This window comes from Pseudooceanicola nanhaiensis (genome assembly GCF_020171315.1).
Classification (GTDB): domain Bacteria; phylum Pseudomonadota; class Alphaproteobacteria; order Rhodobacterales; family Rhodobacteraceae; genus Pseudooceanicola; species Pseudooceanicola nanhaiensis_A.
Genome location: NZ_JAIUZP010000004.1, coordinates 32,683 through 45,201 on the forward strand (window position 1 = coordinate 32,683; position 12,519 = coordinate 45,201).

Annotated in this window: 12 protein-coding genes; 5 read left to right on the forward strand and 7 right to left on the reverse strand. The window is 67.6% G+C overall.

All coding sequences use genetic code 11. The features are described from left to right. Positions 1-76: 76 nt before the first annotated feature. The 7 genes from LCM32_RS05145 to pyrH form a co-directional block, all read right to left on the reverse strand. Complete coding sequence (locus tag LCM32_RS05145; protein WP_224819997.1) at positions 77-217, reverse strand: hypothetical protein; 141 nt, start codon at positions 215-217, stop codon at positions 77-79. A 149-nt stretch (positions 218-366) separates the two neighbouring features. Next, positions 367-1,719: an RIP metalloprotease RseP gene (rseP, locus tag LCM32_RS05150; protein ID WP_224819998.1), complete on the reverse strand. Its 1,353-nt coding sequence runs from the start codon at positions 1,717-1,719 to the stop codon at positions 367-369. Between the two features lie 29 nt (positions 1,720-1,748). Further along, positions 1,749-2,918: a 1-deoxy-D-xylulose-5-phosphate reductoisomerase gene (gene dxr, locus LCM32_RS05155; RefSeq protein ID WP_224819999.1), complete on the reverse strand. Its 1,170-nt coding sequence runs from the start codon at positions 2,916-2,918 to the stop codon at positions 1,749-1,751. After that, entirely contained in the window at positions 2,918-3,727 is an 810-nt protein-coding gene (locus LCM32_RS05160; RefSeq protein ID WP_224820000.1) for a phosphatidate cytidylyltransferase, read from the reverse strand. Before LCM32_RS05160 ends, dxr begins: the two co-directional genes overlap by 1 nt. Then, positions 3,724-4,449: a polyprenyl diphosphate synthase gene (gene uppS / locus LCM32_RS05165; protein ID WP_224820001.1), complete on the reverse strand. Its 726-nt coding sequence runs from the start codon at positions 4,447-4,449 to the stop codon at positions 3,724-3,726. Before uppS ends, LCM32_RS05160 begins: the two co-directional genes overlap by 4 nt. A 22-nt stretch (positions 4,450-4,471) precedes the next feature. Then, a complete protein-coding gene (gene frr / locus LCM32_RS05170) occupies positions 4,472-5,038 on the reverse strand; it encodes a ribosome recycling factor (RefSeq protein WP_224820002.1) in 567 nt (188 codons plus the stop codon). A 228-nt stretch (positions 5,039-5,266) separates the two neighbouring features. After that, complete coding sequence (gene pyrH, locus LCM32_RS05175) at positions 5,267-5,995, reverse strand: UMP kinase (protein WP_224820003.1); 729 nt, start codon at positions 5,993-5,995, stop codon at positions 5,267-5,269. 189 nt (positions 5,996-6,184) lie between these two features. On the opposite strand from pyrH, the gene miaA reads away from it, so the two are divergent. The 5 genes from miaA (at position 6,185) to LCM32_RS05200 (ending at position 12,516) form a co-directional block, all read left to right on the forward strand. Next, entirely contained in the window at positions 6,185-7,084 is a 900-nt protein-coding gene (miaA, locus tag LCM32_RS05180; protein WP_224820464.1) for a tRNA (adenosine(37)-N6)-dimethylallyltransferase MiaA, read from the forward strand. Between the two features lie 134 nt (positions 7,085-7,218). After that, positions 7,219-8,043, forward strand: a complete 825-nt coding sequence (locus tag LCM32_RS05185; protein WP_224820004.1) for a helix-turn-helix transcriptional regulator — start codon at positions 7,219-7,221, stop codon at positions 8,041-8,043. Between the two features lie 283 nt (positions 8,044-8,326). Continuing rightward, complete coding sequence (locus tag LCM32_RS05190; protein ID WP_224820005.1) at positions 8,327-9,976, forward strand: ABC transporter substrate-binding protein; 1,650 nt, start codon at positions 8,327-8,329, stop codon at positions 9,974-9,976. Positions 9,977-10,220: 244 nt separating this feature from the next. Further along, a complete protein-coding gene (locus LCM32_RS05195; protein ID WP_224820006.1) occupies positions 10,221-11,264 on the forward strand; it encodes an ABC transporter permease in 1,044 nt (347 codons plus the stop codon). A gap of 55 nt (positions 11,265-11,319) precedes the next feature. Beyond that, the gene (locus LCM32_RS05200) at positions 11,320-12,516 is read left to right on the forward strand and encodes an ABC transporter permease (RefSeq protein ID WP_224820007.1); all 1,197 of its coding nucleotides are present in this window, start codon (positions 11,320-11,322) and stop codon (positions 12,514-12,516) included. Positions 12,517-12,519 lie beyond the last annotated feature (3 nt).

Here is a 12,519-nt window from a genome sequence, read left to right on the forward strand (position 1 = left end):
CCTTGCCCGCAGCCCTGCCCGCGCAAACGTGATCGCGTCGCGGGCGGGGCCCGGTCGCAGGATCACATGCGTCGGATCAGGGCAGAGAGATCAGCACGGTGCCGAGGAACGTTCCGAAGAGCAGCGCCATGACGATCGCGGCGACATAGAGCAGCCGGTCCCAGTTCAGGTCGAACATGAGGCGGAAGAACGGATAGACATTCTCGATGGTGTGCATTTCGGAACCCTTCCAAGAGTGCTCCCCCGTCTCTGCGGGGGTCTTGAACGGAAAGTCGCATCCGAATGCGGCGGAATTCCGGTCTCGATTGTGTCGAGAATGGGGCGCGCGCCTACCCCGTCAGGGACAGGTGCGCACCCCCGGCCCGGTTACGGGCAGAAGAGATCGTTGCCGAGGGCGAAGACCATGAGCGACAGCACCAGCGCCAGCCCGGCGGTCATCGCCACGCGCAGCGCCTTGTCCGAGGGCGGGCGGCCGGTCACCGCCTCGAAGGCGTGGAAGACGAGGTGGCCGCCATCCAGCACCGGGATCGGGAAGAGGTTCAGCAGGCCCACGGCGGTCGAGAGCGCGGCGATGAACCAGATGAAGCTCTGCGCGCCTTGGCTGGCCATGGCGCCCGAGGTCTCGGCGATGCCGATGGGGCCGGACATGTTGCAGGTGCTGATGGCCCCGGTGATCATGTGGTAGAGGCCCGAGATCGAGCTGACCATGATGCCCCAGGTCTGGGACACGCCGCCCGACAGCGAGGCCAGGAGCCCTGCCCGTTCGGTCGCCGGCTCAAACGCCATGCCGCCCGCGATGCCGATGCGCCACTCGGTGCGGAAGCCGCCGCCGGGCGCGGGTTCATCCACGCGGCGCGGTGCAAGGGCGAATTCCAGCGCCTCGTTGCTGCCCGGCCGCCAGACTGACAGCAGCAGCGGCGCGCCCTCCGAGGCCTCGACCCGGTCCTTCAGCTGCCCGAAGGCAAAAATCGGCGCACCGTCGATGGCGGTGATCACGTCGCCCTGCTCCAGCCCGACGCTGTAGGCGGCGGAATTGGGGGCCAGCTGGCTGACCAGCGGCGGATAGGGATAGGGCCCCTGCACCGTGGTCACCTGCCCGTCGCGGCGCACCTCGTAGGGCAGCAGCGGCTCCATCGGCAGATCGTCCGAGAAGGTGGCATAGCCATCCGCATCGTCGAAGGCGGGCACCTTGGCGCCGCCAATGGCGATCAACTCGTCGCCCGGCTGCAGCGTGATGCCCTGTGCCGGCAGAGGCGTCAGGGCGCCCACGGTCAAGGGCTCTGCCACCCGGCCCTGGAACATCAGCATCGAGGCAAAGACGAGGATCGACAGGATGAAGTTGAAGACCGGCCCGGCGGCCACTGTGGCCGAGCGCGCCCACAGCGGCGCGCCATGCATGGTGTGGCGGCGGTCGGCCTCGCTCAGCCCCTCGATCGCAGCACCGTCCTTGCCGGAGGCCGCGTCGCTGTCGCCCAGGAACTTCACGTAGCCCCCCAGCGGCAGCGCGGCGAGTTGCCAGACCGTGCCGCGCTTGTCGGTGCGGCTGTAGATCACAGGCCCAAAGCCCAGCGAGAAGACCTCGGCATGGATGCCGGACCAGCGACCGACGATGTAGTGGCCGTATTCATGGATGGCGACGATCACCGAAAGCGCGACGACAAAGGCCAGCAAAGTCCAGAGAAGCCCGCCGAATTCGGGAAGTAGTGCCATAACATCCATATCTCTTACCTGCTGTGCCCCGCCGCGCGTCAGCCGCGCGATGCAATGATTTCGTCAGTGCGTATTCTGGCCAAATGGTCGGCGTTTAAAACGTTATCAAGGGTAAATTCCGCGTCAACAACGCCCGCCGTCGCGTCGGTGCGGTCCAGAACGGCAGAGACGATCCGCGCCATGTCGGTGAAGCCGATGCGCCGCGCGATGAAATGATCCAGCGCACGTTCCTTGGCGGCGTTGAAAATAGCGCCCGAGAGCCCGCCGCGCCGCATCACGCGCTGCGCAAGGTCGAGCGCCGGGTAGCGCGCCGGGTCCGGGTCCGAGAAGGTCAATTTCCCGAGAGCGGCAAGGTCGAGCCGCGCCACCGGCAGCGGCGCACGCGCGGGCCAGTGCAGCGCATAGCCGATGGCATGGCGCATGTCCGGCGCGCCGAGGTGCGCCATCAGCCCGCCATCCACGTGGCCGACAAGGGCGTGGACCATGGACTCCGGGTGGATCAGCACTTCGATCTGCTCAGGCTCGAACCCGAAAAACTCCCGCGCCTCAATAACTTCCAGCGCCTTGTTAAACATGGATGCGCTGTCGATCGTGATCCGCTGGCCCATGTCCCAGTTGGGATGGGTCGCAGCCTCTTCCGGGGTTGCCGTTTCCAGCTTTGCCAGAGGCCAGTCGCGGAAGGCCCCGCCGGAGGCGGTCAGGATCACCCGCTCGACCGAGGCCGGGGCCTCGCCCGCAAGGGCCTGGAAGATGGCGGAATGTTCGCTGTCCACCGGCAGGATCGTCGCCTCGTGGCGGGCGGCCTCGGACATCACAAGCGGCCCGGCGGCCACCAGTGTCTCCTTGTTGGCGAGCGCCAGCGTGGCGCCTTGCGCGAGGGCGGCAAGGCCGGGGCGCAGCCCGGCGGCCCCGATGATCGCGGACATGACCCAGTCAGCCGGGCGGCTGGCGGCCTCCTGCAGGGCGGTGGCGCCCGCGGCACATTCGACAGTGGTGCCTTCGAGGGCAGCCCGCAGGTCCGGCAGGCGGGCGGGATCGGCGATCACCGCCACCTCGGCGTTCAGCGCGCGGGCATCTGCCGCCAGCTGGCGGACGTTGCCGCCGCCGGTGAGGGCGACGACCTGATACTCGGACGGGGCGCGCTTGATCAGGTCGATGGTGTTCTGCCCGATCGAGCCCGTGGCCCCGAAAATGGATACGCGTTTCATTACAACCCCGGTGGGAACCCTGCGACGGACCCGGCCAGCAGCAGGAAGAGAGAGGCGCCCAGCATCCCGTCGAAACGATCCATCAGCCCGCCATGGCCCGGGATCAGCGAGGAGCTATCCTTGACCCCGACCTTCCGCTTGATCGCGCTTTCCGCCATGTCGCCCATCTGCGAGGCCATGGAGGCCGCGATGGAGAAGCCGATCAGCTCCATCCCTGCCCCGGTCCAGAGACCGAAGATCAGGCCGACGACGCCGGCCCCCAGCCAGCCCGCGATGGTGCCGGCCCATGTCTTCTTGGGGCTGACGCGGGGCCAGAACTTGGGCCCGCCGATCAGGCGGCCCGCGAAATAGCCCAGCACGTCGGTGACCACCACGGTGACCACCAGCCAGAGCAGCCAGATCATCCCGTAGCCGTCGCGCAGCTGCACCATGCCATAGGCCGACAGCAGGATCAGCGCGGTGAAGGTGATCGTGATCGTGCGCCGGTGCGGCACGATGGAGAGCGCCACCATGCCCGGCGCCAGCAGCAGCGGCAGCGCGGCAGAGACCGGCAGGTAGACCGCCAGCAGCATGGCGAGACAGGCAATGCCCGCCATCTGCCACTTCGCGCCCGAGACGTTGGGCACGGCCATGTGGACCAGTTCCCAGACCATGCCGCCCGCGATCAGCGCTGCGAAGACGTGGAACCAATGCCCGCCGAGCCAGATCATCACGAGGCCCAGAGCCACCATCGTCAGCCCGGAGGCCAGCCGCGGGCCGAGGTCGTCCCAGCTGCGCTTGGCGCGCGGTTGTGTCGGCTCCCCGGTCAAGTCTTCGCCCCGCCGTAGCGCCGGTCGCGGCCCCCGTAGTTGCCCACCAGCTCGCCAAAGATGTCGCGGGTGAAGTCGGGCCAGAGCGTGTCGATGAACTCGTATTCCGCATAGGCCGACTGCCAGAGCAGGAAGTTCGAGATCCGCGCCTCGCCGCTGGTCCGGATCACGAGGTCCGGGTCCGGCAGGACGCAGGTGTCGAGGTAGCGCGGCAGCGTTTCCTCGTCGATGCTTTCCGGGTCCAGCTTGCCGTTCGCCACGTCACAGGCCAGCCGCTTGGTGGCGCGGGCCACCTCGTCGCGACCGCCGTAGTTCAGCGCGATGGTCAGGTTGGTGCCGGTGCAGCCCTCGGTCATTTCCTCGAGCTCATCCATCAGACCGCGCAGCTTGGCGTCGAGCTTGACCCGGTCGCCGATGAAGCGGACGCGGACGTTCTCGGCCTTCAGGGCGCGGGCCTCTTTCTGGATGTAGCGGCGGAACAGGCTCATCAGCCCCGCCACCTCGATCTGGGTGCGCTTCCAGTTCTCGGTCGAGAAGCCGAAGATCGTCAGGTATTCGACCCCGAAATCCGGGCAGGCCTCGACGATCTCGCGCACCCGGCGGGCCCCGGCGTGGTGCCCGAAGAGACGCGGCCGGCCGCGGGCCTGCGCCCATCGGCCGTTGCCGTCCATGATGACGGCAACGTGGCGCGGACCCCGCGCATTGGGCTTGTCGGCGGCCATGGGCCTCTCCTCCCGCAGTGCCTCAGACCTGCATGATCTCGGCTTGCTTGGTCTCCAGTGCCTTGTCGACCTTGGCGATAAACTCGTTGGTCAGGTCTTGCACCTCGGTTTCCCAGAACTTCTGGTCATCCTCGGGCATGCCGTCGGACTTGGCCTTCTTGACCTGATCCATGCCGTCGCGGCGCACGTTGCGCACGGCGACGCGGGCGTGTTCGGCATATTGGGCGGCCACGCGGGTCAGCTCCTTGCGGCGTTCCTCGTTCAGCTCGGGGATCGGCAGCATGATGATCGTGCCGTTGAGCTGCGGGTTGATGCCGAGGCCGGATTCGCGGATCGCCTTCTCGACCTTGCCGACAAGCGCCTTGTCCCAGACGTTGATCGTGACCATCCGCGGCTCGGGCACGTTCACGGTGCCGACCTGGTTGATGGGCGTCATCTGGCCATAGGCATCGACCTGCACCGGCTCCAGCATGGAGGCCGAGGCCCGCCCGGTGCGCAGCGAGGCGAACTCGGTCCGCAGGTTGCCCATTGCGCCATCCATCCGGCGCCGCAGGTCGTCGGTGTCGATCTCGAAATCCTCGTCGGCCATGTGGTCCGTTCCTCTTCGTTCTCGCCGGCTTGGCCGGTCCTTGTTCCTCGCCGGCCGTGCCGGTCCTTGATCGCCGCCGGCCCCAGCCGGCACCGTGTCGATGCCGTGCCAGTGCCGTATCGGTCCTCACCGCCCCCTTCCGGGGCCGGCGGTCCGGTCTCTTGTCCCGGCGTCTGTCCCTATCGGGGCCGGGGGAGGCGCGGCGTTTTCGCTGCGCCTCTCATATCGTCAACTGTGCACTCTTGTATAGGTGCCTTGCCCGGCAAGGATGCCGCGGAAGCCGCCCGGCTCGTCCAGCGAGAAGACCACGATCGGCATGTCGTTGTCCCGCGCAAGCGCGATCGCCGAGGCATCCATGACCTTGAGGTTCTTGCTGAACACGTCGTCGTAGGTGATGCTGTCGTAGCGCACCGCGTCGTCGTGCTTCTTGGGGTCCTTGTCATAGACCCCGTCCACCTGCTTGCCCATGAAGATCGCCTCGCAGGCCATCTCGGAGGCGCGCAGGGTCGCGGCAGTGTCGGTGGTGAAATAGGGGTTGCCGGTGCCGGCGGCAAAGATCACCACGCGCTTCTTCTCGAGGTGACGCACGGCACGGCGGCGGATGTAGGGCTCGCAGACCTGATCCATCGGGATCGCGCTGATCACCCGGGTGAAGATGCCGAGGCCCTCCAGCGCGGATTGCATGGCAAGCGCGTTCATCACGGTGGCCAGCATCCCCATGTAGTCGGCGGTGGTGCGTTCCATACCCTGCGCGCTGCCCTGCAGCCCGCGGAAGATGTTGCCGCCGCCGATCACCATGCAGACCTCGACGCCCATGTCGTGGACCGATTTCACCTCGCGGGCGATCCGCTCGACGGTGGGCGGATGCAGGCCAAAGCCCGTATTCCCCATCAGGGCCTCGCCCGAAATCTTCAGCAGCACCCGTTTGTAGGTCGGGTTCGGGGGCGTGTCGGCCATGTTGCGCTCCGCATGTCAGGGGGTCTAGGATCGGCGGCAAAATGTCGGAAAACGACGCCCGGTTCAATCCGGTATTGCCCGCCCTGCCCGAATAGCCAAATACCGCCGAAAATGAGCCCTAGAAATCAAGACCTTCCCGCAGGGGCCCCGGCCTCCGCCACGCCCCTGCCTGCCCCGATGATCGCCCCGATGATATCCCGCGCGGGCTGGTCGGCGCATCTGGCCGGCATTCCGCGCGACGCCCACGTGCTGATCGCGGGCCCCACGGCCAGCGGCAAGACGGCGCTGGCGATCGAACTGGCGCAGCGTCAGGGCGGCGTGATCGTGAATGCCGATGCGATCCAGGTTTATGCCAACTGGCGCGTCCTCACCGCCCGCCCCTCGGCGCAGGAAGAGGCCGCAGCAGAGCACCGGCTCTTCGGCCACATCGCGGGCGATCAGCCCTATTCCACCGGCGAATGGCTGCGCGAGGTGGCGCCCATGCTCACCGGGCCCGAGCGGCTGATCATCACCGGCGGCACCGGGCTCTACTTCACCGCGCTGACCGAGGGGCTGGCCGATATCCCGCCCGTGCCAGAGGCGATCCGCGAGGAGGCCAATGCCCGCATCGCGGCCGAGGGCCTCGCCCCCCTGCTGGCAGAGCTTGACGCCGAGAGCCGGTCGCGCATCGACCCCGCCAACCCGGCGCGGGTCACGCGGGCGTGGTCCGTGTTGCAGGCCACCGGGCGCGGCATCGCCGCCTGGCAGGACGAGACGCCGCCGCCCCTGCTGCCGCTGGAGCAGACCGCGCCGATGGTCGTCTCCGCGCCCAAGGACTGGCTCACGCCCCGGATCGAGCGCCGCTTCGACCTGATGCTGGAGGGCGGCGCACTGGAGGAAGCCCGGGACAACCTGCCGCTCTGGTCGCCTGACCTGCCCTCGGCCAAGGCCATTGGCGCGCCGGAGCTGATCGCCCATCTGCGCGGCGAGATGACCCTTGATGAAGCCCGCGAGGCCGCCACCGTGGCCACCCGCCGCTTCGCCAAGCGGCAGCGGACGTGGTTCCGCGCAAGGATGCGACACTGGCAGCACCTCAGCGCGGACAGCTAAGCTATTTTCTTTACATAAGCGGACATTTTTCGCAGCATTCCCCAAGAAATACAGGGGAATACAGCCCAAACACAACATCTTGGGGTTCCTCGCGCCGTCACCGCAATGCCACCACCTCCACCGAGGGGACGCCGATGACCGATCCCGCCGCGCCCAGCCTGATCTCCCTCGCCCAGCTCAGCCGCGGGGGGCCGTGGCGCACGGAATTGCAGCATTCGCGGGAGGATCACCTCTTCCTCTGGATCACCCGCGGACAGGGCCGCGTGCTGGTCATGGGCCGCCGCCGGGGGCTGGGGCCGCACAATGCGCTGCTGCTGCCTGCGCGGACGCTGATGTCGCTCGATCTCGGCAAGCAGGTCTATGGCCTCGCCGTGCGCATCCCCGGCGGCTCCGTCCCCTTCCTGCCGACGCAGGAGGCGCTCCACCTCCGGGTGCGCGACGTGCTGGTGCAGGGCGAGGCGACCGCGATCCTCGACGCCATGCAGCGCGAACAATCGACCCACCGCCCCTTCGGCGCCGAGGCCGCCCGCGCCCATGCCGGTCTGCTCTCGGTCTGGATCCGCCGGGTGCAGGCGCAGGAGCCCCCGGCCCCGCAGCCCAACGCCGCGCAGCGCTTGGCGGAGGCCTTCTGCTCGCTCGTCGCACGGGATTACCGCAGCGGCGCGCCCATGGCGGCCTATGCCACGGCCCTTGGCGTGACGCCGACCCACCTGACGCGCACCCTGCGCCAGACCTCCGGGATGACCGCCGCCGACATCCTGACCGAACGGGTGCTGCATGGCGCCCGCGAGATGCTGCAGGACGGCGACCTGCCGATCCGCATGGTGGCCGAAAGCCTCGGCTTCTCCAGCGCTGCCTATTTCACGCGCTTCATCCAGCACCACACGAAGCAGACGCCCTCGGCCCTGCGCAAACAGGCCCATGCGGCCCCACTCTCGGCACAGCCGGTCCGGGCCTAGCCGCGCGGCGCGGCCCCGTTTCGGAAAAAGCCGGGGCCCGAGGGCCCGAACTACCGAAAAGCGGTGGCAGTCCATTTGCGACATGATACATGTCGCAATCAAGCAAGTCAGGACGCAGCCGCCCCTGCCCGCCGCCATGGCCGCCCCCGCGGGCGGGCACGGGCATTGACGCAGGGGGCAATCGCGCTCCTATCCTGTCGATCAAGGCGTCCTCGCGCCACTTCACGAAACCGCCACTCTAATGCGGCAAGACAGACAGATCATCTGTCACAGGGAGAAAACCATGACCAAGCCAGAGACCGACCGGACCGGCGCCACCGCCGTCCACCCCGGCGCCCGCATGTATGCCGAGGAATTCAAGGCCGGGAAGCTCAGCCGTCGGGAATTCATCACGCGCGCCTCGTCGCTGGGGGTTGCCACCCCGCTGGTCTATGCGCTCGGCGGGCTGGAACAGCCGGTCATGGCGCAGGAGGCCCCCACCCCGGGCGGCACGCTGCGGGTGCAGATGCAGACCAAGGCGCTGAAGGACCCGCGCAATTTCGACTGGTCGGAAATGGCGAACTTCGCCCGCGGCTGGCTGGAATACCTCGTGCAGTACAACGCCGACGGCTCCTTCGAGGGCCGCCTGCTGGAGAGCTGGGAGGTCAACGACGACGCCACCGAATACGTGCTGCACGTCCGTCAGGGCGTAAGCTGGAACAACGGCGATCCCTTCACCGCCGATGACGTGATCTTCAACCTCTCCCGCTGGTGCGAGGCCGGGGTCGAGGGCAACTCGATGGCGTCGCGCCTCGGCGCGCTGATCGACAGCGAGACGCAGGCCCTGCGCGAAGGCGCGGTGGAGAAGGTCGATGACCACACGGTCAAGCTGATGCTGCAAAGCCCCGACATCACCCTGCCCGCGGGCTTCTCGGATTACCCGGCGGCGGTGGTGCACCCCTCCTACGCGGGCGGCGATCCGTCGGAAAACCCCATCGGCACCGGCCCCTTCCTGCCCGAGACCAACGAGGTCGGCGTGCGCCAGGTGCTGGTCAAGAACGCCGATCACCAGTGGTGGGGCGAAGGCGCCTACCTCGACCGGATCGAGTTCATCGACTTCGGCACCGACATGGCCTCCTGGGTCGCGGCGGCGGACGCGGACGAGATCGACATGACCTACCAGTCCACCGGCGAATTCGTCGATGTGCTGACGGCCATGGGCTGGAAGGTCTCGGAGGCGGTGACGGCGGCCACGATCTGCGTGCGCTTCAATCAGACCAACGCGCCCTATGACGACGTTAACGTGCGCCGCGCGCTGATGACGGCGGTGGACAACGAGGTGGTGCTGGAACTGGGCTATTCCGGCCTCGGCACCGTGGCGAAGGATTTCCACGTCTGCCCGATCCACCCGGAATACGCCGACATCCCCGGCATCAGCCCGGACCCGGACGCGGCGCTGCAGATGCTGACCGACGCGGGTCATGCCGAAACCGAGTTCGAGCTGATCTCGATCGACGACGAATGGCAGTCGGCGACCTGTGACGCCGTGGCGGCGCAGTGCCGCGACGCGGGCATCAACGTGAAACGCACGATCCTGCCCGGCTCGACCTTCTGGAACGACTGGCTCACCTTCCCGTGGTCCGCGACCGAATGGAACATGCGCCCGCTCGGCGTGCAGGTGATGTCGCTGGCCTACAAGTCCGGCGTGGCCTGGAACGAAACCGGCTTTGCCAATGCCGAGTTCGACAGCCTGATGGACGAGGCGCTCGCCATTGCCGATGCCGACAAGCGGCGCGAGGTCATGGCCAAGCTGGAGCAGATCATGCTCGACGAGGGTGTGACGATCCAGCCTTACTGGCGCTCGCTCTTCCGCCACATGAAGGAAAACGTCATGGGCACCGAGATGCATCCGACCTTCGAGATGCATATGGACAAGTGGTGGGTCCGGGCCTGAGCGCCCTGAGACAGCCCGTGCCTACCCGCCCGCGCAGTGCCCGGGGCCGCCCTGAGGGTGGCCCCGTGATCGGCCCGATCCGTTCCGGCAGCGCTCCGGCCCCCGCGGCCCGCTGCCCGAACGGCCTGAGGCACGGGGGCCACCACAACCGCCCCGCTTCCCCGGCGCGGCGCGCCTCCCTCCACGGCTCCCATCCCGGCCCGGTCCCGCCCCTCGCGGGGCCTGCCACAGACAGGACGGCCCCATGATCCTCTTCCTGCTCCGCCGCCTCGGCGTGATGCTCCTGACAGCGCTCTGCCTGTCGCTCATCGTCTTTGCCCTGACGAACTTGCCCGCAAACCTCGAGAAGATCGCCAAGTTCGAGGGCAATGCCCGGATGAGCGACGCGCAGGTCGAAAGCTGGCTGGAGAAGAACGGTTATGCCCAGCCGATGCTGGTGCGCTACGGCGAATGGCTGGGCGCGCTACCCGGCTGGACCCGCACGGACGAGAGCGGCGAATATGGCCGCTGCGTCCCCGTGGGCGGCACAATTGCGGAGAGCCCCGCACGCTGCGGCATCCTGCAGGGCGAATGGGGCGAAAGCCGAGTCTTCCGCGAAGACGTGGGCCCCTTCATCGCCACCCGCCTCGCCCTGACCGGCAAGATGATGTTCTGGGTCATGGTGCTGATGGTGCCCATGGCGCTGGTGATCGGTGTGCTGGCGGGCATGCGCGAGGGATCGAAGCTCGACCGCGGCCTCTCGACCCTCTCGATCCTGACCACGGCAACGCCGGAATACGTTTCGGGCGTGATCCTGATCGCGGTCTTCGCCTCCTCCGCCTTCGGGCTGAAATGGTTCAAGGGCACCGCCACCTCCGCCATGGAAAACGCCACCTTCGAGAACTTCTTCCTGCCGGTGCTGACCATCGCGCTCTTCGGCATGGGCTACATCGCCCGGATGACACGCGCCTCCATGGCCGAGGTGATGACCTCGCAGTACATCCGCACCGCGCGGCTCAAGGGGCTGCACTTCCGCGAGATCGTGCTGAAACACGCGCTGCGCAACGCGCTGATCGCGCCCTTCACGGTGATCATGCTGCAATTTCCGTGGCTGCTGAACGGCGTGGTGATCGTCGAGACGCTCTTCAACTACAAGGGCCTCGGCTGGGCGCTCGTTCAGGCGGCGGGCAACAACGACGTGGACCTGCTCTTGGGGATCTCGCTGGTCTCCGTCGTGGTCGTGCTGCTGACGCAGCTGATCTCGGACATCGGTTATGTCTACCTGAACCCCCGGATCCGGATCGCATGAGGGCGCCGAGAATGACGACACCCGCCCCCTACGCCGCAAAACCGGAGGCCACCGCATGGAACCGCTGAGCTGGGGCGCCATCGCTGCCCGCATCCTGTTGCAGTTCCTGCCGGTCTGGATCGCCCTTGCCGCAACCTTTGGCCTGTCGTGGGTTTATCGTGCGAAACTGGGCCTTTACGGCAAACTCTTCGACAATCGCATTGGCCTGATCGGGCTCTTCCTGACGCTCTTCTGGGTCTATACCGCGCTTGCCGCCGGGCTCTTCGACTGGATCGCCACCCATGACCCGCTGACCGCCGTCTCGGGCATGAAGAACAAGGTCCCCGGCACGCCCCTGCGCGGGGCCGAGGACGGGGATTTTCCCTACTACCTGCTGGGCGGCGACGGGCTGGCCCGCGATGTCTTCTCGCGCATGGTGGCGGGGTCGTGGATCGTGGTGCAGATCGCGCCGCTGGCCACGCTCTTCGCCTTCATGGCCGGGATCACGCTGGGGCTTCCGGCGGGCTACTTCGGCGGGCGGCTCGACAGCGTCCTGACCTTCGCGGCGAACCTGATCCTCGCCTTCCCGGTGATCCTGCTCTTCTACCTCCTCGTCACGCCCGAGATCGTGGCCAGCGGCCTGCCTGCCTATCTCTCCGCCGGGCTCTTCCTGCTGCCGCTCGTCTTCCTCGGCCTGCTGATCAACGCCCGCGCCCGGACCAATCCGCGCCGCCGCTGGATGCTGCTGGCCGTGATGCTGCTGCCGCTCGGCTGGGCCTATCTCTCGCTGATCTCGGCGCAGGGCTCGGCGCTCGACCTGCTGCCCGCGGCGCTCGACCTCTTCGACGTGCCGGGCGGCATCCTCGTGGTCTTCGTCTCGGTCATCTTCGTGAACGCGCCCACGGTTTTCCGCCTGACCCGCGGGCTGACGCTGGACCTCAAGACCCGCGACTACGTCGCCGCCGCCCAGACCCGGGGCGAAGGCCCGTGGTACATCATGCTGTGGGAAATCCTGCCCAATGCGCGCGGGCCGCTGATCGTCGATTTCTGTCTGCGCATCGGCTACACCACGATCCTGCTGGGCACGCTGGGGTTCTTCGGCCTCGGCCTGCCGCCGGACAGCCCCGACTGGGGCACCACGATCAACGCGGGCCGCAAGCTGCTGTCGATCTTCCCCCATCCCGCCATCGCGCCCGCCGTGGCGCTGCTCTCGCTCGTCCTCGGCCTGAACCTGCTGGCCGACGGGTTGCGCGAAGAAAGCCTGAAGGACTGAGGC

Bases quoted from the DNA above. Each gene is read 5' to 3' on its own strand.
- LCM32_RS05200 (WP_224820007.1), top strand. From the start codon at position 11,320: ATGGAACCGCTGAGCTGGGGCGCCATCGCTGCCCGCATCCTGTTGCAG.
- LCM32_RS05145 (WP_224819997.1), bottom strand. From the start codon at position 217: ATGCACACCATCGAGAATGTCTATCCGTTCTTCCGCCTCATGTTCGAC.
- pyrH (WP_224820003.1), bottom strand. From the start codon at position 5,995: ATGGCCGACACGCCCCCGAACCCGACCTACAAACGGGTGCTGCTGAAG.
- frr (WP_224820002.1), bottom strand. From the start codon at position 5,038: ATGGCCGACGAGGATTTCGAGATCGACACCGACGACCTGCGGCGCCGG.
- rseP (WP_224819998.1), bottom strand. From the start codon at position 1,719: ATGGATGTTATGGCACTACTTCCCGAATTCGGCGGGCTTCTCTGGACT.
- LCM32_RS05195 (WP_224820006.1), top strand. From the start codon at position 10,221: ATGATCCTCTTCCTGCTCCGCCGCCTCGGCGTGATGCTCCTGACAGCG.
- uppS (WP_224820001.1), bottom strand. From the start codon at position 4,449: ATGGCCGCCGACAAGCCCAATGCGCGGGGTCCGCGCCACGTTGCCGTC.
- miaA (WP_224820464.1), top strand. From the start codon at position 6,185: ATGATATCCCGCGCGGGCTGGTCGGCGCATCTGGCCGGCATTCCGCGC.
- LCM32_RS05185 (WP_224820004.1), top strand. From the start codon at position 7,219: ATGACCGATCCCGCCGCGCCCAGCCTGATCTCCCTCGCCCAGCTCAGC.
- dxr (WP_224819999.1), bottom strand. From the start codon at position 2,918: ATGAAACGCGTATCCATTTTCGGGGCCACGGGCTCGATCGGGCAGAAC.
- LCM32_RS05190 (WP_224820005.1), top strand. From the start codon at position 8,327: ATGACCAAGCCAGAGACCGACCGGACCGGCGCCACCGCCGTCCACCCC.